24 protein-coding genes are annotated in these 23921 nt (G+C 46.5%); 15 read left to right on the top strand and 9 right to left on the bottom strand.

The features are described from left to right. Positions 1-276 precede the first annotated feature (276 nt). Positions 277-1377 carry a tRNA (uridine(54)-C5)-methyltransferase TrmA gene (gene trmA, locus ACN0RF_RS11130; RefSeq protein WP_417439052.1) on the top strand — a complete coding sequence of 367 codons (1101 nt, stop codon included), beginning with the start codon at positions 277-279 and terminating at the stop codon, positions 1375-1377. Here the strand turns inward: trmA and ACN0RF_RS11125 are convergent. The 3 genes from ACN0RF_RS11125 to efp all read right to left on the bottom strand — a co-directional run bounded on the left by ACN0RF_RS11125 (position 1374) and on the right by efp (position 3433). Beyond that, positions 1374-1778: a MerC domain-containing protein gene (locus ACN0RF_RS11125; RefSeq protein WP_417439051.1), complete on the bottom strand. Its 405-nt coding sequence runs from the start codon at positions 1776-1778 to the stop codon at positions 1374-1376. The genes trmA and ACN0RF_RS11125 overlap by 4 nt on opposite strands. Positions 1779-1879: 101 nt before the next feature. Next, positions 1880-2857 carry an EF-P lysine aminoacylase EpmA gene (gene epmA / locus ACN0RF_RS11120; protein ID WP_417439050.1) on the bottom strand — a complete coding sequence of 326 codons (978 nt, stop codon included), beginning with the start codon at positions 2855-2857 and terminating at the stop codon, positions 1880-1882. Positions 2858-2863: 6 nt separating this feature from the next. Beyond that, positions 2864-3433, bottom strand: a complete 570-nt coding sequence (efp, locus tag ACN0RF_RS11115; protein ID WP_417439049.1) for an elongation factor P — start codon at positions 3431-3433, stop codon at positions 2864-2866. Positions 3434-3541: 108 nt separating this feature from the next. Between efp and epmB the strand changes: the two genes are divergently transcribed. Both epmB and ACN0RF_RS11105 read left to right on the top strand, forming a co-directional pair. Continuing rightward, positions 3542-4588, top strand: coding sequence for an EF-P beta-lysylation protein EpmB (epmB, locus tag ACN0RF_RS11110; RefSeq protein WP_417439048.1), 1047 nt, complete (start codon positions 3542-3544; stop codon positions 4586-4588). Further along, positions 4585-4905: a hypothetical protein gene (locus ACN0RF_RS11105; RefSeq protein WP_417439047.1), complete on the top strand. Its 321-nt coding sequence runs from the start codon at positions 4585-4587 to the stop codon at positions 4903-4905. Before epmB ends, ACN0RF_RS11105 begins: the two co-directional genes overlap by 4 nt. Here ACN0RF_RS11105 and ACN0RF_RS11100 read toward each other — a convergent pair. From ACN0RF_RS11100 to ACN0RF_RS11090, 3 genes are all read right to left on the bottom strand, one after another. Next, positions 4886-5392, bottom strand: a complete 507-nt coding sequence (locus ACN0RF_RS11100) for a DUF3016 domain-containing protein (RefSeq protein WP_417439046.1) — start codon at positions 5390-5392, stop codon at positions 4886-4888. The two genes, ACN0RF_RS11105 and ACN0RF_RS11100, sit on opposite strands and share 20 nt — an antisense overlap. 122 nt (positions 5393-5514) lie before the next feature. Continuing rightward, positions 5515-7161, bottom strand: a complete 1647-nt coding sequence (groL, locus tag ACN0RF_RS11095) for a chaperonin GroEL (protein WP_417439045.1) — start codon at positions 7159-7161, stop codon at positions 5515-5517. Positions 7162-7218: 57 nt separating this feature from the next. Further along, positions 7219-7509 carry a co-chaperone GroES gene (locus tag ACN0RF_RS11090; RefSeq protein ID WP_417439044.1) on the bottom strand — a complete coding sequence of 97 codons (291 nt, stop codon included), beginning with the start codon at positions 7507-7509 and terminating at the stop codon, positions 7219-7221. A gap of 164 nt (positions 7510-7673) precedes the next feature. Here ACN0RF_RS11090 and cutA point away from each other — a divergent pair, with 164 nt between their 5' ends. The 12 genes from cutA (at position 7674) to ACN0RF_RS11030 (ending at position 20131) form a co-directional block, all read left to right on the top strand. Further along, complete coding sequence (cutA, locus tag ACN0RF_RS11085; RefSeq protein ID WP_417439043.1) at positions 7674-7994, top strand: divalent-cation tolerance protein CutA; 321 nt, start codon at positions 7674-7676, stop codon at positions 7992-7994. Then, positions 7991-9703: a protein-disulfide reductase DsbD gene (locus tag ACN0RF_RS11080; RefSeq protein WP_417439042.1), complete on the top strand. Its 1713-nt coding sequence runs from the start codon at positions 7991-7993 to the stop codon at positions 9701-9703. Before cutA ends, ACN0RF_RS11080 begins: the two co-directional genes overlap by 4 nt. A 144-nt stretch (positions 9704-9847) precedes the next feature. Next, positions 9848-10306, top strand: a complete 459-nt coding sequence (aroQ, locus tag ACN0RF_RS11075; protein WP_417439041.1) for a type II 3-dehydroquinate dehydratase — start codon at positions 9848-9850, stop codon at positions 10304-10306. Between the two features lie 14 nt (positions 10307-10320). After that, the gene (gene accB, locus ACN0RF_RS11070; protein WP_317497547.1) at positions 10321-10776 is read left to right on the top strand and encodes an acetyl-CoA carboxylase biotin carboxyl carrier protein; all 456 of its coding nucleotides are present in this window, start codon (positions 10321-10323) and stop codon (positions 10774-10776) included. Positions 10777-10796: 20 nt separating this feature from the next. Then, positions 10797-12146 (top strand): acetyl-CoA carboxylase biotin carboxylase subunit, encoded by a 1350-nt coding sequence (gene accC / locus ACN0RF_RS11065; protein ID WP_011235512.1) that lies wholly within the window; start codon positions 10797-10799, stop codon positions 12144-12146. A gap of 3 nt (positions 12147-12149) precedes the next feature. Then, complete coding sequence (prmA, locus tag ACN0RF_RS11060; RefSeq protein WP_417439040.1) at positions 12150-13031, top strand: 50S ribosomal protein L11 methyltransferase; 882 nt, start codon at positions 12150-12152, stop codon at positions 13029-13031. Positions 13032-13155: 124 nt separating this feature from the next. After that, positions 13156-14127: a tRNA dihydrouridine synthase DusB gene (gene dusB / locus ACN0RF_RS11055; protein ID WP_417439039.1), complete on the top strand. Its 972-nt coding sequence runs from the start codon at positions 13156-13158 to the stop codon at positions 14125-14127. Between the two features lie 7 nt (positions 14128-14134). Further along, on the top strand, positions 14135-14428 hold the full coding sequence (gene fis / locus ACN0RF_RS11050) for a DNA-binding transcriptional regulator Fis (RefSeq protein ID WP_011235515.1): 294 nt from the start codon (positions 14135-14137) through the stop codon (positions 14426-14428). A 78-nt stretch (positions 14429-14506) separates the two neighbouring features. After that, complete coding sequence (gene purH, locus ACN0RF_RS11045; RefSeq protein WP_417439038.1) at positions 14507-16063, top strand: bifunctional phosphoribosylaminoimidazolecarboxamide formyltransferase/IMP cyclohydrolase; 1557 nt, start codon at positions 14507-14509, stop codon at positions 16061-16063. A gap of 86 nt (positions 16064-16149) precedes the next feature. Continuing rightward, positions 16150-16977: a class I SAM-dependent methyltransferase gene (locus ACN0RF_RS11040; protein WP_417439037.1), complete on the top strand. Its 828-nt coding sequence runs from the start codon at positions 16150-16152 to the stop codon at positions 16975-16977. A gap of 18 nt (positions 16978-16995) precedes the next feature. Further along, positions 16996-18279, top strand: coding sequence for a phosphoribosylamine--glycine ligase (purD, locus tag ACN0RF_RS11035; RefSeq protein WP_287796274.1), 1284 nt, complete (start codon positions 16996-16998; stop codon positions 18277-18279). A gap of 73 nt (positions 18280-18352) precedes the next feature. Further along, positions 18353-20131: a bifunctional diguanylate cyclase/phosphodiesterase gene (locus tag ACN0RF_RS11030; protein ID WP_417439036.1), complete on the top strand. Its 1779-nt coding sequence runs from the start codon at positions 18353-18355 to the stop codon at positions 20129-20131. Here the strand turns inward: ACN0RF_RS11030 and maoP are convergent. From maoP to ACN0RF_RS11015, 3 genes are all read right to left on the bottom strand, one after another. Beyond that, positions 20115-20480 (bottom strand): DUF413 domain-containing protein, encoded by a 366-nt coding sequence (gene maoP / locus ACN0RF_RS11025; RefSeq protein WP_272988573.1) that lies wholly within the window; start codon positions 20478-20480, stop codon positions 20115-20117. The genes ACN0RF_RS11030 and maoP overlap by 17 nt on opposite strands. 110 nt (positions 20481-20590) lie before the next feature. Next, positions 20591-21814: an Nramp family divalent metal transporter gene (locus tag ACN0RF_RS11020; protein WP_417439035.1), complete on the bottom strand. Its 1224-nt coding sequence runs from the start codon at positions 21812-21814 to the stop codon at positions 20591-20593. A 2-nt stretch (positions 21815-21816) separates the two neighbouring features. Continuing rightward, on the bottom strand, positions 21817-23916 hold the full coding sequence (locus ACN0RF_RS11015; protein ID WP_417439034.1) for a diguanylate cyclase domain-containing protein: 2100 nt from the start codon (positions 23914-23916) through the stop codon (positions 21817-21819). Positions 23917-23921 lie beyond the last annotated feature (5 nt).

The raw sequence follows: 23921 nt of genomic DNA, 5'->3' as shown, positions 1-23921 counted from the left end.
TGTGTTTTCCGTCAATACTTTTTTGAAAAAAGATTTTTTAGAAAACTTAGGTTTTCGGCGGCTTCGTTGCCTGCCTTGAACGTGGAGCGCATTTTAGAGATTTAACTCGTCCCGTCAAGCGCTTTTAGCACCTTTCTAACTGTTTTTTTACTGACTGCGTAAAGTTTCAGCAAATGTGATCAAATCCAACATAAATAAAGGGCGTTGGCACATAAAGGCATTGATGCGTAAAATAGAAGCCTGACTAATTACTGGCAAATATGGCGTAACTTCATAATGACTTACAAACGAATCGATACATCTGAATACCCACAACAACTCGCACAGAAGGCAGAGCGGGTCAGAGAGATGTTTCGTCTTTTTCACATTAATGAAGTGGAAGTGTTTGAATCGCCCGCTAGTCACTATCGTATGCGTGCTGAGTTTCGGGTTTGGCACGAAGGCGACGACTTGTACTACATTATGTTTAACCCTGAAACACGTGAAAAAATCCGCATGGATGAATTCATACCAGGGAGCCTGCTTATTAATGAACTAATGAAAGAGCTTATTAGTTTATTAAAACCGAATGATGTTTTACGTCGCAAACTGTTTCAAGTGGATTTCCTGACTACCACCACCGGCGAAGCCATCATCTCTTTACTCTACCATCGCCCTTTAGATGACCAATGGGAGCAGGAAGCCATTCAACTCCGCGAAGCGCTGACCTCTATAGCTAAGGTTGAGGTTATAGGGAGAGCTCGTAAGCAAAAACGAGTGCTATATAAAGAAAGCGTCACCGAAGAAGTCAAGGTTGATGGCAAAAGCTATCTGTCTCTACAAACAGAGAACAGCTTCACTCAACCAAATGCCATTATTAATCAGCAAATGATCAGTTGGGCTAAACGCCACGCTGGCAACAATTCGCATGACTTACTAGAGCTCTATTGCGGCAACGGCAATTTTACCTTACCGCTGGCTGAGAACTTTAATCGCGTTTTAGCTACTGAAATTAGCAAAAGTTCTGTTGCGGCAGCTCGCGAGAACGCAGAACTGAACAATATTGGAAATGTCACCGTCGTTCGTATGTCTGCCGAAGAGTTTAGCGCAGCGTTAAGCGGAGAGCTGGAATCTAAACGGGCGGCTGATGCCGACATTCACAGTTTTGATTGTAAAACCGTATTGGTCGATCCGCCCAGAGCAGGTTTAGATAAAGACACATTAAAGTTGGTGTCTAAGTATCAAAGGATAATTTATATTTCCTGTAATCCGGAAACTTTGACAGAGAACATTCATGATTTATCCAGTAGCCATAAAGTGACTGCAGCGGCAATGTTCGATCAGTTTCCCTACACAGACCACATTGAAACGGGCGTTGTTCTGGAAAGGAAGAGTTAACCTTTAACGGGCTCTTCCGCAACCGGGGCAAAATTAAGCTTACGGCTTAAGCGAAGATTCGAGACATGAGCATAAATAATAAGGCCGGCACCGAATAGAATAATGACAGGCTCACCCCAGTGTCCGAGAATATCGCGTTGGGAGTAGATAAATGCGCCTAACAGCAATAATGACAACAGGTGCCATTGACCGTGCTTTCGCGCTCCGCTAATAAGAGATAGAAGCCCGATAACGACGCTAAGGCCTAAAATAGCATTTTCCAGTAAATCTTCACCGATAAAAGCCAAGCCGGCCATAGCTAACAACGGCAGAATAACAGGCAGCAATAAGCAATGAATCGCACACAAAGTGGTGACCCAAATTCCTGCTTTATCCAAATTTTTGGATGCTGTTGCTGACATACTAAAACTACCTTTTGCATAAATCTAAGCTGTAATATTATAACATACGAAAAGAATAGCCAAGGGAGATCAGAAAAAATTGTTTTCTCAGGCGATTCTGATCAAGCAGTTTGGATAGAAAAAGGCAGCACTTCGGTTATTGATTTCGCCCCGCAGGCAATCATTAGCAGACGATCAAACCCTAGTGCTACGCCGGAGCAAGCGGGGAACCCCGATTCTAACGCCGCCAATAAACGAGTATCTTCGGGCTGTGTGGGCAAATTCAGCTGTTTACGTCGTTGGTTATCCTGGTCAAAGCGCAGGCGTTGCTCTGCTGGATCAGCAAGCTCATTATAACCATTGGCCAATTCCACTCCCTGATAATAAAACTCAAATCGTCTGGAGACACGCGGATTATGCTGGTCAATTTTGGCCAAAGCAGCTTGCGACTTTGGAAACTCGGTGACGCAAACCGGTATCTCCGCAGGAAACTGGCCTTCTATTAATTCCGAAAAGGCGACTTGAAGAATGGTATTTTCGTCGGCTTCTATGGACATCCAGTCCGTTAAAGCGGGTTGTTCAATAAGCTGCTGCCTGATGCTTTCAACACCGGCAGTCGTCAAAGGGTCTTCGCCCAGGTAATCAACAAAACACTGCTGGTAAGTGATAACTTTCGTTTTCGGTGCGTCACACATTTCAGTCAGTAGTTCTGAAACCTCTACAATTAACTGAATATCGTTGTATCCCACCCGATACCACTCAAGTAAAGTAAATTCCGGATTATGAAAACGGCCTATTTCGTCGTCGCGAACCACATGGCTCAATTGATAAATATCTTTTCCATAAGCTGCAAGAATTCTCTTCATGGCGTATTCGGGAGAGGTCTGCAAATAGAGTGTTCTATTTCCGGAAGCCAACGGGTACTTAAACTCCGTGGTGAGATTATTCAGGTGGCAATCTGTTACCCCAAACTGAGACAACAAATGCGTATCGACTTCGGTTACCTTTCTTTCATAAAAAAACTGGCGGACTTGCCGCATGAAATCAGCGCGTTTAACAAGCACTGACCAATCTGCTGCTGGCCGCCAGTCGGTCGTCATATCTATTTACTTTTGAACGCGGGAAACGTATTCGCCCGAGCGAGTATCAACTTTGATCACTTCGCCAATTTGTACAAATAACGGAACACGAACAACCGCGCCTGTACTCAGTGTGGCAGGTTTACCACCCGTACCGGCGGTATCACCTTTAAGCCCGGGGTCAGTTTCAGTAATTTCCAATTCAACAAAGTTTGGCGGCTGCACATTAATAGGCTTCCCTTCCCACAGAGTCAGAGTACAAACATCCTGCTCGACTAACCATTTCTCCGCTTCGCCTACCGCCTTTGCGTCAGCAGGAACTTGCTCAAAAGTTTCGTTATTCATGAAGTGCCAGAACTCACCGTCGTTATAAAGATAAGACAGCTCCAACTCAATAACATCAGCGCCTTCAACGGATTCGCCCGACTTGAAGGTTTTCTCAACCACTTTCCCGCTGATTAATTTGCGAATTTTAACGCGGTTAAAAGCCTGACCTTTACCAGGCTTAACCATCTCATTTTCAACGATCGAGCATGGCTCGCCGTCCTGCATGATTTTTAAACCACCTTTAAATTCACTCGTACTATAATTCGCCATAACAAGACTTTCCTTTGTAAATGCCTGATCATTTGCGCGCAATAATAAAACAAATAGCGACTTTTTTCAGGTAAAATATGGAGTATTTGCAGCAGTCGCGGAGGCGTAGTGCCTGAGCCAGCGTATCCTATCTCTATAAATGATCGTCCTGACTGGCAGTTCGAGCTGAAACAAGCCTATACCCAGCCAGAAGAACTGCTACGTGCACTCAAACTCGATCCCGCATTATTTAGTGACGATATCAAAGCCCGTCAGCTCTTTGCTATGCGCGTGCCGAAGCCTTTTGTTGCACAAATGAAAGTACAGGACAGTAACGACCCATTATTACGTCAGGTTCTTCCTTTACACAACGAGTTTGATTCGGCTCCCGGTTACAGCACCGACCCCCTGCAAGAGCAGCAAGGTCCCGTAAATGGTCTTCTGCATAAGTATAAAAGCCGAGTATTGTTGATACTGCAAGGCGGCTGTGCGGTCAATTGTCGTTATTGCTTCCGACGTCACTTTCCTTACGACGAATTAACCTTCAGTAAACGCCAGCTGACGGAGACACTGGAATACATCCGGCAGCACCCGGAAATTAATGAGGTGATTCTGAGTGGCGGCGACCCTTTGATGGCGAACGATAACCGCCTTAAGGATTTGATCAACGAATTTGAATTATTGCCCCAACTCACCCGTTTACGTATTCATAGCCGGTTGCCAGTCGTGATACCCTCCCGCCTGACGCATAAGCTTAAAGAAGTGCTCAGCAACAGCCGATTGCAAAGTGTTCTGGTGCTTCACGCGAATCATGCAAATGAGATTTCTCCTGAGTTAGCCAGGGCACTCGATGACTGGCATCACGCGGGTATCCATTTACTGAACCAGAGCGTTTTACTTAGCGGAGTAAATGATAATTTAGCCGCGCTTACCGAGCTGAGTGAAAAGTTATTTAGTGCCCGGGTTATGCCCTACTATTTGCACCAGCTGGACAAAGTTGAAGGCGCGAGTCATTTCGCAGTTAGTGACGAGAAGGCACAAGCCTTGTGGCAAAAAATGACTCATGAACTACCTGGGTTTCTGGTTCCTCGTCTGGTCAGAGAGGAAGCTGGCGAGCTCAGTAAAACAGCTATCATGCCGGACGGCACTAATACATTAACAGAGGAAAAACTATGAGCGATAACCTGGAAAGTGTAGAAAACAAACTACAGGATCATCTTCAGCAACTGTATCGTCAGGTTATTGATGCAGACCAGTACCTTGATGATCTGCGTCAACAAGGCAAAGCCAAGTTCCAGGGCGTTTTCGCTGAGCAAACTGTCTTTGAAAGCACGGGTAACCGTTTTCAGCCCTACCTTAATGAAATTGCTGCCAACTTTGAAAAATGGCAGCAGGACAAAGAAAACGAGCAGCAGTTGCAGTTACTGGTACAACAATTACAGTTAATGACCGAAACTCTTGCTCGTCTTAAAGCTATTCGCCAGGCTGGCTAATAAGCGTTTCTTCAAACCAGTGGGTTAACATTTCTTCTTCAAAATATAAGTCGTTCCGACGCACCCGTGATGCCAGGCTATCGTAATTGAATCTCATGTTTTTTACGTGAGCCTGGCCTTCCTTTATAGCCTCGCCCAATTTATCGACTAAGCGATAATCAAACTCCATTCGCGGGAAATCAATTTCCCGAACAATACGCACGTAATTAGAGCTCGAGCGTCCAAATGTCGGCTCCAGTCGACCGGTTAAATCAACGTCTGTCACGGTAATTTCCAGCTTCTGATCTTCAGGAAGCTTTGCCGCCAACTCCTGAAAATGCTCCGTCAGCTTATCCATCACCTTTTGCTCATAACGCTCTCTCGAACCGTCAGCCGGATGAATATCTGTGTAACTGTCAACATCTTTCCAGGAAACCTCAGCCGTACCAGCTAATGCTGTGAAGCTAAAGGCTAATAAAGCCGTTCCCACTATACCTTGAACACGCATGCTATCTTCCTCCCATACAATCGCCAAGGATGTCATCTTCATGTTAGAACACAAATAATGAAAAAAATTCCATAAAAAAAGGGGAGCCTTCAGGCTCCCCTCTTCAAAGCGCGTTGGAAGGCTTACATCATGCCGCCCATACCGCCCATTCCACCCATGTCGCCGCCTGGCATACCGCCTGCGTTGTCATCTTGTGGAATGTCAGCAATCATCGCTTCAGTGGTGATCATCAGTGCGCCAACAGATGCTGCGAACTGAAGTGCCGAACGGGTTACCTTGGTTGGATCCAGAATACCCATTTCCAGCATATCGCCGTAAGTGTCGTTACCAGCGTTGTAACCATAGTTACCTTCGCCAGCACGTACGTTGTTAGCAACAACAGAACCTTCGGCGCCAGCGTTCATTGCGATTTGACGCAACGGTGCTTCCATCGCACGCAGGGCTAAACGGATACCAACGTTCTGTTCTTCGTTGTCACCACGCAGTTCTGCCAGTTTGCTCGCGGCGCGAACCAGAGCAACACCACCACCAGGCACCACGCCTTCTTCAACAGCTGCACGAGTTGCATGCAATGCATCTTCTACGCGTGCTTTTTTCTCTTTCATTTCCATTTCAGTAGCAGCGCCGACTTTAATCACCGCAACACCGCCAGCTAATTTAGCCAAACGCTCTTGCAGTTTTTCACGGTCGTAGTCAGACGTAGTGTCTTCCATCTGCTGCTTGATTTGGTTAACGCGACCGTCGATAGCGGTATCGTCGCCATTACCGTCAACAACAGTAGTATTGTCTTTAGTAATCACAACGCGCTTCGCTGTACCTAAGTCTTCCAGCTGAGTTTTTTCCAGCTCCATACCAATTTCTTCAGAAACCACAGTACCGCCAGTCAGAACAGCAATGTCCTGCAGCATCGCTTTACGACGGTCGCCAAAGCCTGGTGCTTTAACCGCAGCAACTTTAACGATGCCACGCATGTTGTTCACAACCAGAGTTGCCAGCGCTTCGCCTTCAACGTCTTCAGCAATAATCAGCAGAGGTTTACCAGCTTTAGAAACACCTTCTAATACCGGCAGTAATTCGCGGATATTAGAGATTTTCTTATCAATCAGAAGAATGAACGGGTTGTCTAATTCAACCGAACCGCTTTCCTGATTGTTAATGAAATAAGGAGACAAGTAACCACGGTCGAACTGCATACCTTCAACAACGTCCAGTTCGTCAGTCAGTGCCTGACCTTCTTCAACGGTGATAACACCTTCCTGGCCTACTTTGTCCATTGCCTGAGCAATGATTTCGCCAATAGTGTGATCAGCGTTTGCAGAAATAGTCGCTACCTGAGCAATGGCTTTGCTGTCGGCACAAGGCTGAGAAATTTTCTTCAGCTCTTCAACTGCAGCGATAACCGCTTTGTCGATACCGCGCTTAAGATCCATCGGGTTCATGCCTGCGGCTACCGATTTCAGACCTTCGTTAACAATAGCTTGAGCCAGAACGGTTGCGGTTGTTGTACCGTCACCCGCTTCGTCATTTGCTTTAGACGCGACTTCTTTAACCATCTGCGCGCCCATGTTCTCGAACTTGTCTTCCAGCTCGATTTCTTTCGCAACAGAAACACCGTCTTTAGTGATAACTGGCGAACCGAATGATTTGTCTAATACAACGTTGCGACCTTTTGGACCCAGAGTCACTTTTACTGAATCAGCAAGAATATTAACGCCTTTCAGCATTTTTTGACGCGCTGTGTTACCAAACTTGACTTCTTTAGCTGCCATTTTTGCTTTCCTCTTAAATTCGTTTATTCGGTTGTGCTAGTAAGCGTATCTGACGTCTTATTCTTCAACAGCCAGAATGTCGCTTTCGCTCATGATTAAGTACTCTTCACCGTCAATTTTCTCGGTTTTAACACCGTAGCCTTCATTGAACAGCACTTTGTCACCAGCTTTTACGTCTAGTGCACGTACCTCACCGTTATCCAGAATGCGACCTTTGCCTACTGCTACGATTTCGCCGCGAGTAGATTTTTCTGCCGCAGAACCAGTCAGAACAATGCCGCCAGCCGATTTTGCTTCGACTTCGATGCGTTTAATAATGACTCGATCGTGTAAAGGACGAAGTTTCATTGTTGATAACTCCTCAACCTATTGTTGTTAGTGGTTAATACCCCTAAGGGGCGTGTAAAAATGTTTGTGCACATTAAATGGGGGAGGAATTTTTGTTATCAAGGGGGAAGCACAAAAATTTTTATGCTAATTTGCAAAACTGACAGGCGCTATAGGGAGGTTCTATGACTCAGCACCCGCAATTGATTTTATGCACCACAGACTGTTCTGACTCAGCTAAACAACTGGCTCGTTCTCTGCTCGAAAAAAAGCTCGTGGCCTGCGTCAATATAGTGCCTAATATGACCTCTATTTACTCCTGGCAGGGCGAATTGCATGAAGACCAGGAGTGGCTTTTGCTGATAAAATCGACTGCGGAACGTTTCAGTGACATAAAAAGTACCATCAGTGCGATTCACCCTTACGATTCTCCAGAATTAATAAGCATCAATATTGAAGATGGCTTACCCGATTATCTGACGTGGATACAGGACTCAGTTAAATGATACAAAGATTCATCACATGTCTCGCAGCCTTAACCCTGGTTTTTGCCGTCGTTGCGCCAGCACATAGTGTGCAGTCGAATCCATTCCAGCAGGACAATCAGTTTTTGTCGGTAGATCAGGCTTTTGATTTCGACAGCGAAATTAACGGCAACAAAGTGACCGTCAGTTGGGTTGTAGCTCCCGAGTACTATTTGTATCAACACCGCTTTAAGGTGGTTCCGGAAAATGCGTTAGCAGCAGTCCCTGAACTCCCGCAAGGCGAGTCTCACAGCGATGAGTTTTTTGGTGAATCGATTGTGTATCGCGACTACGTTGAGTGGTCTTTTACCCTTAACCCGGAGTTTTCCGGCAACACCATTACCGTTCAGTATCAAGGCTGCGCAGATGCGGGATTATGTTACCCGCCCACTGAAAAGCAGATCAAACTCTCCAGTACTAATGAGACTGGCTCAGGCTCCACCACCGCACCGCCAGACACCGACAGCAGCCTGTTCGGTATAGGTGAACAACATTTAATCATTACATTGTTACTCTTTTTTGCTTTGGGTATTGGTTTAGCTTTTACCCCCTGCGTGTTTCCTATGTACCCCATTTTATCCGGCGTTGTGCTGGGCAACCGTGAACGTAACTGGAAAAACACACTTTGGCTTTCCTTTATATACGTTCAGGGTATGGCCATTACCTATTCTTTATTAGGTCTGGTTGTGGCGTCGGCGGGTATGCAGTATCAGGCTTATTTTCAGCATCCGGTGGTGTTAATTGTTCTGGCTGTATTGTTCGCCCTTTTTGCTTTAAGTATGTTCGGGGCTTATACGCTACAGCTTCCTATTAGCTGGCAGTCGAAACTGCAAAGCTTTAGCGGCCAGCAAAGCGGTGGCAATGTCGTTGGTGTCTTTATTATCGGCGCTATTTCCGGCCTGGTCGCATCGCCCTGTACCACAGCCCCCTTGTCAGGAGCCCTACTCTTTATTGCGCAATCGGGCGATGTTGTCAGCGGTGCCGCTATTCTTTACGCATTAAGCCTGGGGATGGGCGTGCCGCTTATTCTATTCGGCTTAAGTGGCGGCAAGCTTCTGCCCAAAGCCGGCGCGTGGATGAATGTGGTTAAGCAGTTCTTCGGTTGGCTGTTATTAGCAGTTACCTTATTCTTAATTGAGCGCCTTATTCCGACCAGTATCAGTATGTGGCTATGGATTTTTTACTTTATTCTCGCCGCCGTATCTCTGGCTGTTTCGATAAGCCAGCCGCTTCGCACCACCACAAAAGTTATCACTATTGTACTTCTGGCAGCGGCAGCTACTACAGGCAGTTACTGGCAGGTTAATAAAGCGCAATTGGAACAAAAAAGTCACGGCCTTTTTACTGTTGTTAGTAATGTAAGCGACATACAGCAACAAATAGCAGAGAGTGACCGCTGGGTAATGATAGACCTTTATGCTGACTGGTGCGTGGCCTGCAAAGAATTCGAGCAGTACACCTTTTCAGATGAACAGGTTCAGGCGCAGTTTCAGGAGTTTAAACTCATTCAGGCCGATGTTACCCGCAATAATGCGCAAGACGTTGAGATTCTGAGTCGCTACAAGGTGCTGGGCCTGCCCACTATTCTGTTCTTTGACACGGAAGGCAACGAACGATCTGAATACCGGGTGACCGGTTATATGAACGCTGAAGATTTCGAAAAGCATCTGGAAAAGATAGTTTCCGAGTAAACTTGTGCCTAAATGCGCTGATAAGACCAGTAAAGTGCTGCAATCTTGCTTTTTTTCCCTATAATACTGTTGTTATAGGAACCCAAACTGAAAGTTGTGGTCACTTTTAATAGTTTTCGTAACTTCACAGCAAATGGCGGCACAATGGCAGAACGTTTTAAAATATTAGTGCTCAATGGCCCGAATCTAAATTTACTGGGGCAGCGTGAACCAGAGCTTTATGGTAAGCAAAGCCTGGATGATATCGCTGATTCGCTGGGAGCCATTGCTAAACAACACGAAACAGCATTAGATTTCCGTCAGTCCAACGCTGAACACCAGTTAATTGACTGGATTCAGCAAGCCGCCAAAGACTCTGTAGATTATATTGTGATTAACCCGGCAGCCTACGCACACACCAGTGTGGCATTACGCGATGCGTTATTGGCTGTGAAAATCCCTTTCATTGAAGTGCACCTTTCCAATATTTATCGCCGTGAGAGCTTCCGCCACCATTCGTATTTAGCGGACGTAGCTGACGGCGTTATCTGCGGGCTTGGCGCCCGTGGTTATGAATACGCTTTACAAGCAGCTTTAACAACATTGAACAACACAGATAACTAAAGGTAGACGTTAGCATGGATATCCGAAAAATTAAGAAACTGATCGAGCTCGTTGAAGAATCTGGCGTAGCGGAACTGGAAATTACCGAGGGCGAAGAGTCAGTTCGGATTAATCGTTACAGTGCGCAGCCTGCACCGATGCAATACGCGCCACAACCGCAGCAAGCGCCTCAACAAGCCCCACAGTCTGCTCCGGCAAACCAACCGGCGGCCGAACCAGCCAGTGAAGAAATTAGCGGCCACGTTGTTCGCTCTCCTATGGTTGGAACCTTCTACGAAGCTCCATCGCCTGATGCAAAGCCTTTCGTTACTGTTGGCTCTCGCGTTAATGCCGGCGAAACACTGTGCATTATTGAAGCAATGAAAATGATGAACCAGATTGAAGCAGACAAATCCGGTGTCGTTAAACAGATTTTAGTAGATAACGAAGAGCCGGTTGAATTTGATCAGCCACTGTTTATCATCGAATAAAGTAACCGCAGGTATTTGTCATGTTAGATAAAGTGGTCATTGCCAACCGTGGCGAAATTGCACTGCGCATACTGCGAGCCTGTAAAGAGCTCGGCATTAAGACAGTGGCAGTTCATTCAACGGTTGATAGAAACCTTAAACACGTTTTACTTGCAGACGAAGCAATTTGCATAGGTAAAGCGCCAGCGAACGAGAGCTACCTGAACATTCCCCGTATTATCAGCGCAGCTGAAATTACGGATGCAGCAGCTATTCACCCGGGTTACGGCTTTCTGGCCGAAAACGCCGATTTTGCTGAACAAGTTGAGCAGTCCGGTTTCATTTTTGTTGGACCAACGCCGGATCTTATCCGTCTTATGGGCGACAAAGTGTCAGCTATTAAAGCGATGAAGAAAACCGGTGTTCCTTGCGTTCCGGGGTCAGATGGCCCTCTGGATGACGACGACGAGCGTAATAAGAAACTTGCTAAGCGCATTGGTTACCCAATTATTATTAAAGCAGCAGGCGGCGGTGGTGGCCGTGGCATGCGGGTTGTACGCGAAGAGAGTGAGTTGCTCAGTTCTATCACTATGACTCAGAACGAAGCTCGCGCAGCGTTCGGCAACCCTGTTGTTTATATGGAAAAATTCCTTGAAAACCCTCGCCATGTGGAAATTCAGGTTCTGGCCGATGGACAAGGCAATGCCATTCATTTAGGTGAACGTGACTGCTCGATGCAGCGCCGCCACCAGAAAGTGGTTGAAGAGGCACCTGCGCCGGGCATTACCCCTGAAATGCGTAAATTTATTGGTGAGCGTTGTGCCAAAGCTTGTGTAGAGCTGGGTTACCGTGGTGCCGGTACATTTGAATTCTTGTACGAAAATGGTGAATTCTATTTCATTGAAATGAACACCCGTATTCAGGTTGAGCATCCGGTTACCGAGATGGTCACAGGTATCGACTTGATTAAAGAGCAGCTGCGCATTGCAGCCGGTCGCCAGCTTTCAGTCAGCCAGGAAGATGTTGTCATTCGTGGTCATGCAATTGAATGCCGGATTAACGCCGAAGACCCTGAAACCTTTACGCCGTCGCCGGGCACTATTACCCGCTTCCACTCTCCGGGTGGCTTTGGTGTGCGCTGGGACTCACACGTTTACGCGGATTACAAAGTACCGCCGAACTATGACTCCATGATAGGTAAGCTTATTACTTACGGCGAAAACCGTGATATTGCTATTGCCCGTATGCGTAATGCCTTAAATGAATTGATCATCGAAGACATTAAAACCAATATTCCTCTGCAAAAGTCGATTATGGCAGATGAAAACTTCCAGCACGGTGGCACCAATATTCACTACCTTGAGAAAAAACTCGGTATAGGCGGGCATTAATTAATGCCCTGGATACAACTCACCCTTTCCTGTAGTGAAGAGCATGCGCCCCAAGTGGGTGACATGCTCATGGCTAACGGCGCTCAGGCGGTAACTTACCGCGACGGCGCCGACACGCCCATTTTTGAACCACGCCCCGGCGACGTTATATTATGGGAGCACACCCTAGCCACAGGCTTATTTGACGCCGACGCAGATGTCAAAGCCATTATTACCAACCTGAAACAGTCCAACATTTTCGGCAGCGACTTGCAGTACAAAGTCGATGCACTAGAAGACAAAGACTGGGAACGCGAATGGATGGATAACTTTCACCCTATTCAGTTTGGCGAGAATTTGTGGATTTGCCCCAGCTGGCGGGAGATACCAAAGCCTGAAGCCGTTAATATTTTGCTCGACCCCGGCATGGCTTTTGGTACCGGAACACATCCAACAACCGCGATGTGTCTGCGCTGGATAGACGCCAACCCACCAACCGACAAAACCGTGGTGGATTTCGGTTGTGGCTCAGGGATATTAGGCATTGCCGCATTACTATTTAAAGCAGAACACGTAGTTGGCATTGATATTGACCAACAGGCGCTGATTGCGACTAAAGATAACGCTGAGCGTAATAAGGTGGGCGATAAATTCAGCCTTTACTTACCCAGCCAGCAACCTGAAATACAGGTTGAGCTGGTGCTTGCCAATGTCCTTGCCGGACCTTTGCGAGAGCTTGCTGACACCATACTCGGCTTTGTTGCCCCCGGAGGACAACTGGTTTTATCCGGTATACTGGAACGGCAAATAGAAGGGGTTATTGAGGCTTACCAACCGCACATAAAATTCAATACCCCGACTATAGACGGCGACTGGGCAATGCTCAGCGGCACCCGCGTTGGTTAACAAGCGTACGCTTTGTCAATAGTAAAAAATGAAAAAAAGACTCAAATTGCGTAATAAATAGCCTTTTCTTTATTGCGCAAATTCCCTAAAATTCCTCACCCTTTCGCTGAGTAGTTTTTAACCGATGCGGATTGGTCCATATCAACTCGACAATCAGGTCATATTAGCTCCCATGGCTGGAGTTACTGATCAGCCGTTCCGTCAGCTGTGTTACAGCACGGGGGCTGGGCTTACAGTATCAGAGATGCTGTCCAGTAACCCCAAGGTATGGCAGACCGATAAATCCAGGCAGCGCATGGATCATTCGGGAGAGCTGGGCATTCGTGCTGTACAGATAGCGGGCTCGGAACCGGCATTAATGGCCGAAGCAGCGCGCGTTAATGTGAGTATGGGTGCGCAGATTATTGACATAAATATGGGCTGCCCGGCGAAAAAGGTAAACAAGAAGATGGCTGGCTCGGCGCTTATGCAGCATCCCGAGTTAGTAGAAGAGATATTAACAGCTGTGGTTGCAGCTGTTGACGTTCCGGTAACACTGAAAACCAGAACCGGTTGGGATCCTGAACACAGAAACGGTATTGATATAGCGCAGCTGGCAGAACGTTGCGGTATTCAGTCTCTTGCCATTCATGGTCGTACTCGTGCCTGCATGTACAAAGGCATTGCGGAATACGACACCATTAAGGCAATTAAGAAGGCTGTTTCTATCCCGGTAGTGGCTAACGGCGATATCCGTACACCACTTCAGGCTCAACAGGTTTTAGAGTACACCGGAGCCGACGCCATTATGATTGGTCGCGGCGCGCAGGGTAATCCCTGGCTGTTTAGAGAAATAGCTCATTTTCTTGAAACAGGACAGGAGCTAAACCCGCCGTCCTTAACCGAAGTGGCTGAGACCGTTATTCATCACGTTGGCAAACTGCACGAATTTTACGGCAGTTACCAGGGTGTCAGAATCGCCCGGAAACACGTTGGTTGGTATTTAAAAGAAAAAGCCAGCAATGATGAATTCAGGCAAACATTTAATCGTCTTGAGGATGCCAGCGAGCAACTTAAGGCACTTGAAGATTATTTTGTCACTGTAGAGAAGAGATAAGCGCATTATGTTTGATCAAAACCCTAGTCGTGAGAACGTATCTCCCCTAACCACTATCGGCAATAACGCACAGCCAAAGCCACTGCGTGATTCCGTAAAACAAGCATTGAACAGTTTTTTGCGTCAGCTTGATGGTCAGGATCCTGAAGAACTTTACGAGTTAGTGCTATCTGAAGTAGAAGCACCGTTACTTGAAGAAGTCATGACTTACACCCGGGGTAATCAAACCCGCGCCGCAACCATGTTAGGCATTAACCGCGGCACCTTACGCAAGAAGCTGAAAAAATACGGCATGAATTAAGAAGTTTTTTGGGCGCCTTTTGGCGCCCTTTTTTTATTGACCTCCCCGTAAGTTAACTCAGTATAGAAAGGCAAAACAATGGAAACCCGTCCAATCCAACGCGCTTTAATCAGTGTTTCTGATAAAACCGGTATTGTTGAATTCGCTCAAGCTTTGGCTAAAAAGAACATTGAAATTCTCTCTACAGGCGGTACAGCCAAACTGCTTCGTGACTCAGGCATTGCCGTTATTGATGTTTCTGAACATACCGGTCAGGAAGAGATTATGGGCGGGCGGGTAAAGACACTGCACCCTAAGGTTCATGGCGGTATTTTAGGTCGCCGCGATGTCGACCAGAATGTTATGCAGGAGCAAAATATTGCTCCTATCGATATGGTTGTAGTGAATCTGTATCCCTTTGCTGAAACGGTTGCTAAAGAAGGCTGTTCTCTGGAAGACGCTATTGAGAATATCGATATTGGCGGTCCGACTATGGTTCGTGCAGCAGCTAAAAACCACAAAGACGTAACCATTGTTGTCAATGCCAATGACTATCAGCGCGTGCTTGCTGAGCTCAACGAGCACAATGGAGTCAGCCACAGCACTCGCTTTGACTTAGCGGTAGCAGCATTTGAGCATACCGCTCAATATGATGGCATGATTGCAAATTACCTTGGTAAGCAGCTTAGCGAAAACGACTTTGCGCGTACGTTGAACCTGCAGGTATCGAAAAAGCAGGATTTACGCTACGGCGAGAACTCGCATCAGTCGGCGGCATTTTATACTGAGCGCAATGCGCCAAAAGGTACCGTTTCCAGCGCCACTCAAATTCAGGGCAAGGCGTTATCCTTTAACAATATTGCCGACACAGACGCGGCGCTTGAGTGCGTAAAGAGCTTTGTTGAACCAGCCTGCGTTATTGTTAAACACGCGAACCCTTGCGGTGTTGCAATAGGTGAATCCATTACTGACGCGTATGACCGCGCCTTTAAAACCGACCCAACCTCCGCATTTGGTGGCATTATTGCTTTTAACCGCGAGCTGGATGAAGCAACCGCAACCGCTATTGTTGAGCGTCAGTTTGTGGAAGTTATTATCGCTCCGAGCGTCAGCGAAAGCGCCAAGGCAGCTGTTGCCGGCAAAAAGAACGTTCGCTTACTGGAATGTGGTGAGTGGTCGGACTCTGTTGAACAACTGGACTACAAGCGCGTCAACGGAGGCTTACTGGTACAGGACACCGATAACCAGGACTTCATTCAGGACGACCTTAAAGTCGTCACCGAAAAACAGCCAACCGAAGCACAGATGACCGACTTATTGTTCTGCTGGAAAGTCGCTAAGTTTGTTAAGTCTAATGCCATTGTTTATGCCAAAGACGGCATGACCATAGGTGTTGGTGCAGGCCAGATGAGCCGGGTTTACAGTGCCAAAATTGCAGGAATTAAAGCTGCGGACGAGAACCTCAGCGTACCGAGTTCGGTCATGGCGTCAGATGCTTTCTTCCCATTCCGTGATGGCATTGACGCCGCAGCTGAAGCCGGTATAACCGCTATTATTCAGCCAGGCGGTTCTATCCGCGACGAAGAGATCATTGCTGCTGCCAATGAACACGGTATTGCGATGGTCTTTACCGGCATGAGACATTTCCGTCACTAAGCACCTTTGCTGATAATTGCAGCATTGCGTCAGTAACGTTTGGGGGCTAGTCTTATAGGCTAGTTCTAAACTCTACAGGTGATAGTATGAAAAAAATAATAACTTCTGTTTCCGCCATTGCACTAGCAAGCGTCCTTGGCGCCTGTTCGCCGGCTCCTGAAGCCGACTCTTTGCAAGCCGCTGTTGACCATGAATCACGTACTGACAAGTATCAGGCTCGTGACGAATTTCGTCATCCCAAAGAAACCTTAGAGTTCTTTGAATTAGAGCCAAGCATGACGGTCGTCGAAATTTGGCCGGGCGGCGGTTGGTACACTGAAATACTGGCACCTTACCTTGCCGACGAAGGGCAGCTATACGCAGCTCACTTCCCGGAAAATTCAGACAGTGACTATTACCAGCGTTCACTGGAAAACTTTAAAGAAAAACTCACCACGAACCCGATTTACGGGAACGTCGAATTAACCGAATTCTCGCCAGGTGAAGACACCGATATAGCGCCACCCAGAAGTGCGGATCGTATATTAACGTTCCGTAACCTGCACAACTGGTACATGCAGGAAGGTGAAGAAGGCGTGCTGCAAGCTTTCCGTCACTTTCATCAGACATTAAAGCCTAACGGCATGCTGGGTATCGTTGATCATCGCTTGCCCGAGTCAGCAGATGCAGAAGCTTTTAAAGACTCAGGTTATGTGAAAGAAAGCTGGGTTATAGACTTAGCCGAACAAGCCGGTTTTGAGTTTGTCGCAAGCAGTGAAGTTAACGCAAACCCGAAAGATACAGCCGATCATCCTAAAGGTGTCTGGACTTTACCGCCAACCCTTACTCTGGGTGATGAAGATAAAGAAAAATATGAAGCCATTGGTGAAAGTGATCGCTTCACTTTAAAATTTCAAAAACCCGTTACAGACTAACAGGATAGAACTAACCTTATGAAAGTATTGGTCGTTGGCGGCGGAGGCCGTGAACACGCTCTGGCGTGGAAAGCAGCACAATCAAACCAAGTTGACTGTGTTTATGTTGCACCCGGTAATGCAGGTACAGAGCGTGAGCCAAACCTGACAAATGTTGCCATTGGTGCCGAAGATATCGACGGTCTTCTTAACTTTGCCAAAAAGGAAGGTATAGAGCTGACTATCGTCGGGCCGGAAGCGCCATTGGTTGCAGGTATTGTTGATCGCTTTAACGAAGCCGGACTGGCAGCTTTTGGCCCGACCGCAAAGGCTGCACAGTTAGAAGGCTCTAAGGCCTTCAGCAAAGACTTTTTGCAGCGTCACAACATACCCACCGCCGATTACCAAAACTTTACCGAGGTTGAGCCAGCGAAAGCTTATGTCGCTGAAAAGGGTCTTCCTATTGTTATTAAGGCCGACGGACTGGCCGCTGGCAAAGGCGTTATTATTGCCGAAAGTCAGGAACAGGCTGATGCCGCTATCGACGACATGCTGGCCGGTAACCGTTTTGGCGATGCCGGTCACCGCGTGGTTATCGAAGAGTTTTTACGTGGCGAGGAAGCCTCCTTTATCGTAATGGTTGACGGTAAACATGCCATACCTTTTGCCTCAAGCCAGGATCATAAGGCTCGCGACAACGGTGACAAAGGGCCAAACACTGGTGGTATGGGCGCCTACTCTCCGGCTCCGGTCGTTTCTCCGGCCATCCATGACTGGGTTATGCGTCATGTCATTAAGCCCACAGTAGACGGAATGGCTGCAGAAGGTGCGCCTTATAAAGGCTTTCTGTACGCAGGTTTAATGATAGCCGAGGACGGCACCTCCAAAGTACTGGAATACAACTGTCGCTTTGGTGACCCGGAAACTCAGCCAATTATGATGCGGTTAAAGTCTGATTTGGTAGAGCTTTGCCAGCAGGCAATTGAGGGCAAGCTCAACCAGGCACCTATCGATTTTGACGAGCGTGCTGCAGTTGGCGTGGTTATGGCCGCGGGTGGATACCCTGAAAGCTATGCAAAAGGTGACGTCATTCACGGTTTGCCGGATCACGCACCTGAAAACCAGAAGGTATTCCACGCCGGTACTAAAATGGATAATGGCAAGGTGGTCACTAGTGGTGGTCGAGTTTTGTGTTGTACCGCTTTGGGTAATACCGTTACAGAAGCACAAAAATTGGCGTATCAACTGGTTGATCAGGTTAGCTGGAACAACGCCTATTACCGTACGGATATCGCCCACCGCGCCATTAAACGCGAGGGATAAATACTTACCTCCTGTCATAGCACTGTCATAAAATAAAACTAAGCTTTTATGTCGTGCTGTAACAGGGGGTACCATGCCAGGGTCTGATTTAACTAAAGAGCTGCTAAACCTTATTCAGGAAAAGCAGCTTTATCCTCTGTTCCAGCCCGTTATGGACACTTCCCGCGGAATTGTTATTGGTCACGAAGCTCTTATTCGCGGCCCCAAGGGTCACCCACTTGAGTTCCCGGATCGCCTGTTTTCTCTGGCCAGCCAGGTACAGTTACTCTCTGAACTAGAGCTTGCCTGTCGCTCGGCAGCAATGGAAGCGTTTCAAAAAAACGCCATGCAGGGAAAGCTGTTTCTTAACGTAAACCCTAACGTCTTGCAGGACGACAGCCACCCTCATGGCTCAACGTTACGCTTGTCTCAGCAATTCGGCATAGCGCCGGAACAAATCGTTATCGAAATTTCTGAGCGTTACCCAATTGAAGATACCGAGAACTTAAAACACGCTATTATTCATTATCAGAAACTGGGGTTTATGATAGCAATTGATGATTTAGGAGCCGGTTACTCAGGACTGAAACTCTGGTCCGAATTACGTCCTGACTATGTGAAAATTGATCGATACTTTATTCATTCTATTGAGACGTCCTCAGTAAAAAGAGAATTTGTACAAAGTATCTTATCGCTGGCCACCAGTCTGCGTACAAAAGTTATAGTGGAAGGCATTGAAACCCCAGATGAGCTTGAGCAACTGCAGGCCATGGGAGTTAATTATTGTCAGGGGTTCCTGCTTGGCAGACCCGCGCCTTATCCGGTGTTGGAGGTTCCGTCCTCGCTGCTGCTACCGCATCATCATGTTGCATTAAACTACCAAAGCACTATCGCCAGTGTGGTCGATACCATTCATTGCGTATCAGCTCATACGCGCTCATCGGAGGTACTTGATACCTTTACACAGGACAAAACCTTATCCTCCCTGCCCGTTATTCATGAGAAAAGAGTCGCCGGAATTATCCGCAGAGAAAAAATTATGGAATTCTTTTCCGGTTCCTACGGGCATGCACTTTATGCTAATAAACCGGTTTCTTACATAATGGACGAACACCCTCTTTCGGTTGACTGGCAAACGTCGCTGGAAGAAGTGAGCCAGCTTATTACCGATAACGACGAAGTCGATATTTATCAGCACATTATTGTGACTAAAAGAGATGTTTACTACGGCGTGGCATCCATTAAAAACCTACTACGCAGAATCACCGAATTAAAAGTTAACAATGCACGCCATGCTAACCCTTTAACCCAACTGCCGGGTAACGTGGCCATTAACCAAATTATTGAAGATCAGCTTTCCCGGGCGCGCCCATTTCACGTAGCCTATTTTGATCTGAACCATTTTAAGCCCTACAACGACATTTATGGGTACGAACAGGGCGATCAAATTATTAAATGGCTGGCGCAGATACTGCAAAAGCAATTATTCAGACACGGTCATTTCATTGGTCACATTGGCGGGGACGACTTTGTCGCCATTTTCAAAGACACAAATAAAGAACAAACCGAACAACAGTGTAATAAAATTATCAGGGATTTCGAGCAGGATATTACCCGCTTTTATCATCAGGAACACATTGATTTAGGGGGAATAAAAGCGCTATCCCGAAACGGTGCGCCGGTTTTCTATCCTTTACTGGGCCTTGCTATAGGCGTTGTTCAGCCTGATCCTTCCGAGTGTTTATCGCATCACGATGTCGCACTGCTGGCCAGTGAAGCCAAAAAAGAAGCAAAACAATCTGACGGCAGCCATTGTTACATGTGCCACCGCCAAAAACCCAGACGTTTACGCCAAATCAGTCCTCAACAATAAGGTCATCTTCGGTGTCCGAGGCTGAACTGAAAGTGTCATCAGCAAATTTCCCCCGACCATACATACTGGCAACTTTAGGGCGATGAATTCGCGCCTGATACTTGGCCCAAACCTTTTCTACAGTACTTACCGGAGCTTGTTCGCCTTTGCACGCAGCCAGTAATTCAATGTCTTCTTTTAACGTCGGCTTAAACTCACCGTTCAGCATAGCTGTAATCAAACAACCATAATGAGTCAATGCATCGCTTTCACGAATTGAAAAGTCGCCGGAGCGTGAAAAGCCATAAGGATAGTTGCGGAAATCGTTAAACGGTTTCTTTAACAGTAATTCACGGGTCATCTTGGTCATGGGTAAGCCCTTCCTACAGACTAAAAACCGAACAAAAGTCTGTCGTTGTATACGACAAAGACGATATAGAGCTAACTCAGAATTTTGTCAATGAAAATTTTTCAACCGTTTTACCAAAACCCAAAAGCAGAACCAAGACTTCTGCCACTCAGTACCACAGAAATCAGAAAAATAATGGCCGCTAAAATGTTTTGCAGCAGTGAATTGCGATATTTTCCCAACAGAGGGCTTTGGCAAAGCCACCAGAGGAAGCCGACTATTACGGGCAGCAAAATGCCATTAGCCACCTGTGCAAACCAGATAACGGTAACGGGCTTAATACCAAGGCTGGAAATAATAATGCCGATTACCAGGATCGAGAACCAGACAATCCGAAAAGTCCTGCTGCGTAAATTAACCGACCAGCCCATAATTCCACAAAGCGCATATGCACTGGCCAAAGGTGCGGTTGTTGCCGACGAAATACCCGCCGCAAACAACCCTATTGCCATTAAGTAGGTGGCTCCGTCTCCAAACAATGGTCTTAAAGATTCAGCCAGGTCGCCAGCGCTTTCTATCTCAATTTTCTGACCAAAAAAGGCCGAGGCGGCCGTAGCCACAATGGCCATAGAAATAAGGCCACCAAAAGGAATAGATAGGAAGAGATCACGTCGCGCGGCAGGCAGCTCTTCTGCCGTTTTCCACTTTTTTGAAACACTGGATGCATGCAGGAAAATATTATAAGGAACCACGGTTGTGCCAATTAAAGCCACGACCGTTAAAGTCGCTCCGGTAGGCATGGAAAAACCAAAGGTCCCCGTGAATACCGCTCCCCAGTCAGGGTCTGTTAATAGAAACGTACCGATAAAAGCCACGCTCATTAGCAGCACCATAACGATAAGAGCTCGCTCTATTACCCGGGCATTCCCGGACCAGAGTATCAATAGCGCAATAATACCAATGACAAGCGCCCAGGCATTACTCAACCAGCGGTCAAGTACAGGTACCGGCCCAAGTAATTCGCTTGCACCCAGGCTAGCCCCGGAAAGATTTCCCCCCTGATAGACACTATTGCCAATAGCAATAGCACTAAAAATGAGCAACAATGCCAGCCACCTAAGCCAGCCCAAGGTTAAATTATTACGAATATTCTCGCCCAGACCAGCCTGAGTTACCAAACCAATACGAGCAGACATTTCTTGCAAAATAACGCAGGCAATAACTGAAAACAGCAACGCCCATAGCAGTGCATAGCCAAAATTAGCGCCAGCTAATGACGCAGTAACCACCGTACCCGGGCCGATAAAAGCCGCGGCGACCAGGGCGCCCGGACCAAATTGCGATAACTTCAGCACAGCTAACTCCGGTTATTATCTATTTGAGGACCTTCAATAGTCACCATTGAGATCCATTTGTTATCTAAAGCTGCCGATAAGTCCGACTCAAGTACGACGCGCGCTTGTTCATATTCAACATGTAACTCAGTTACACCGCAAGCACGATTGCGACCATGCGCTTTTCCTGTGTAAAGTGCCATGTCGGCAACCTGCAGAACCTTTTCCCAATCCATTTCCTGCTCAGATATTTTCGCAAATGGTAATTGGATAAAACCGATAGTTGTTGTGACAAAAATCTCCTTTCCGTCATAAACAACCGGCTCTTTAGCAATCTCTTTCAGTATCCGTTCACTCATTTCCTCCAGATCGGAGCTATCAACATTACGCACTAAAAATAAAAATTCTTCCCCACCCCAACGTATTAGATTGTCACTTGTGCGACACACTTTCTGTAAGCGTTGACTAACTTCCATCAACACTTTATCCCCGCCCGCATGTCCATATTTATCATTAATGCGCTTGAAAAAATCAATATCCAATAAAATCAATCCATCGGAATGAGCCGATGCTTCGCGCCTTTCTCCGTGCTGTTTGCGCTCATACATTTCTTCCTGCAGCGCCCGGCGATTTAATAACCCGGTCAATGGGTCTTTACGCGATTGATCGGCTAGCAAGTTATTAGCCTCTTCTAGTCGTAAATTAGCTCGCCTCGCCTTTCTATAAAGCAAAAAAATGAATAAAGCGGCGAATATCACCACGATTCCTAACAAGAGCCAAATTACACTTCTTTGTTCATTAATTTCTAATAGCTGTTGTTTAAGCTCATTCTGGCGCTCCAGTAATTCAATTTGCTGTTCTTTATCTTTGCTCTCATAAAGTTGTTGGAGGTTAGCTAAATTTTGCTGTTGGTCGTTTTGATAAAGTTCCTGCTTGAGTGTCATTTGTTCTTTTAGTGTGCTCGCCTGACGTTCAAACTGTCCTGCAAATTCGTAAGCCAGAGCGAGCTCACCAAGCATAGGTTCAACCTCAGTTTTAATCCCTTCATCACGAAAGAACTGCACTGCGGCGAGCATCTCCTTCAACCCGCTTTCGGTCTTTCCCTGGCGAACATCAATAAAGCCTAAATTAAAATGAACTGTCTGAGCCATGTTTCTGTCATCAACATTTTCAGCCAGCTTTAATGCTTCCTGCAAATGACCACGAGCTTCTTCCCATTCATCTGCATACATATAGTGGTCGCCAAAATTATTCAGAATAACCGGCAGTAAATATTTCCGCTCATCTTTAATTGCAGCTTGATATGCTCCCTTTAAAGAGTCAAGTGACGCCTCTCTGTCTCCCATTCCGGCTTCGACATAAGACTTATGCAAATAGAAGTCGGGCAACTCATATTCAAGGCCATTTTCTTTGGCGCTATCAATTGCGTCATTAATGGTTTTCAACGAACCGTCCCAATTTTTCAGTTCCGATTGGATAATAGCAATTGAGTAGTCTAGATATTGTTTACGAATCGGCGTTCTCTCATTATTCGTTTCATTCACCGCATCCTGAGCTAACAACAAATGCCGTAATGCGTCATCATATCTATTCCAGTCAGCATAAATTCGGGATATAAGATTATGAGCGTAGTAACGAATGCGGGGCATACGAGCACTGGAAAGAGGGATTTCAACATTATTTATCAATAAGAATGCCTCGCCGCTTTTTCCTTCAGCCTGCAGTAATTCAACTTGCGTAGCCTGAGCTTCAGTCTTTACATCAGCATTCTCACTGCCTGCTGCGACCTGTAATAGTTTATCTAACTTTTCGAAAGCTAGTTCGGTATCACCGTCGTAGTAATACCAAAAAGCTTCATAACTTTTGGCACGCACCCAGGTCGCTAGAGGCGTTTTTTCTGACAAAGTGGCCAAAACTTCAAATAAAATCGCATCGGAGTCTGTTTCTTCATCACCTAGGGTGTTGAGATAATGATCGAGTTGGCTTTCTAGGGAAATATCGACAGTAACACCATTAATATCTCCGACTTCAGCCTGAACTTTTGCAGCCCCCAAACTGAGTAGTAACAGAAAGACCAATAACGTTAACTTATAAATAGCCCACTTATTATTTTTATATGGCATGGGAT

It is taken from the genome of Idiomarina sp. (genome assembly GCF_048260185.1).
Lineage (GTDB): Bacteria > Pseudomonadota > Gammaproteobacteria > Enterobacterales > Alteromonadaceae > Idiomarina.
This window is presented reverse-complemented; position numbering and strand designations above follow the sequence as displayed.

Coding starts and splice junctions, on each gene's coding strand:
- trmA (WP_417439052.1), top strand. CDS start 277: ATGACTTACAAACGAATCGATACATCTGAATACCCACAACAACTCGCA.
- ACN0RF_RS11125 (WP_417439051.1), bottom strand. CDS start 1,778: ATGTCAGCAACAGCATCCAAAAATTTGGATAAAGCAGGAATTTGGGTC.
- epmA (WP_417439050.1), bottom strand. CDS start 2,857: ATGACGACCGACTGGCGGCCAGCAGCAGATTGGTCAGTGCTTGTTAAA.
- efp (WP_417439049.1), bottom strand. CDS start 3,433: ATGGCGAATTATAGTACGAGTGAATTTAAAGGTGGTTTAAAAATCATG.
- ACN0RF_RS11105 (WP_417439047.1), top strand. CDS start 4,585: ATGAGCGATAACCTGGAAAGTGTAGAAAACAAACTACAGGATCATCTT.
- ACN0RF_RS11100 (WP_417439046.1), bottom strand. CDS start 5,392: ATGCGTGTTCAAGGTATAGTGGGAACGGCTTTATTAGCCTTTAGCTTC.
- groL (WP_417439045.1), bottom strand. CDS start 7,161: ATGGCAGCTAAAGAAGTCAAGTTTGGTAACACAGCGCGTCAAAAAATG.
- ACN0RF_RS11090 (WP_417439044.1), bottom strand. CDS start 7,509: ATGAAACTTCGTCCTTTACACGATCGAGTCATTATTAAACGCATCGAA.
- cutA (WP_417439043.1), top strand. CDS start 7,674: ATGACTCAGCACCCGCAATTGATTTTATGCACCACAGACTGTTCTGAC.
- ACN0RF_RS11080 (WP_417439042.1), top strand. CDS start 7,991: ATGATACAAAGATTCATCACATGTCTCGCAGCCTTAACCCTGGTTTTT.
- aroQ (WP_417439041.1), top strand. CDS start 9,848: ATGGCAGAACGTTTTAAAATATTAGTGCTCAATGGCCCGAATCTAAAT.
- accB (WP_317497547.1), top strand. CDS start 10,321: ATGGATATCCGAAAAATTAAGAAACTGATCGAGCTCGTTGAAGAATCT.
- accC (WP_011235512.1), top strand. CDS start 10,797: ATGTTAGATAAAGTGGTCATTGCCAACCGTGGCGAAATTGCACTGCGC.
- prmA (WP_417439040.1), top strand. CDS start 12,150: ATGCCCTGGATACAACTCACCCTTTCCTGTAGTGAAGAGCATGCGCCC.
- dusB (WP_417439039.1), top strand. CDS start 13,156: ATGCGGATTGGTCCATATCAACTCGACAATCAGGTCATATTAGCTCCC.
- fis (WP_011235515.1), top strand. CDS start 14,135: ATGTTTGATCAAAACCCTAGTCGTGAGAACGTATCTCCCCTAACCACT.
- purH (WP_417439038.1), top strand. CDS start 14,507: ATGGAAACCCGTCCAATCCAACGCGCTTTAATCAGTGTTTCTGATAAA.
- ACN0RF_RS11040 (WP_417439037.1), top strand. CDS start 16,150: ATGAAAAAAATAATAACTTCTGTTTCCGCCATTGCACTAGCAAGCGTC.
- purD (WP_287796274.1), top strand. CDS start 16,996: ATGAAAGTATTGGTCGTTGGCGGCGGAGGCCGTGAACACGCTCTGGCG.
- ACN0RF_RS11030 (WP_417439036.1), top strand. CDS start 18,353: ATGCCAGGGTCTGATTTAACTAAAGAGCTGCTAAACCTTATTCAGGAA.
- maoP (WP_272988573.1), bottom strand. CDS start 20,480: ATGACCAAGATGACCCGTGAATTACTGTTAAAGAAACCGTTTAACGAT.
- ACN0RF_RS11015 (WP_417439034.1), bottom strand. CDS start 23,916: ATGCCATATAAAAATAATAAGTGGGCTATTTATAAGTTAACGTTATTG.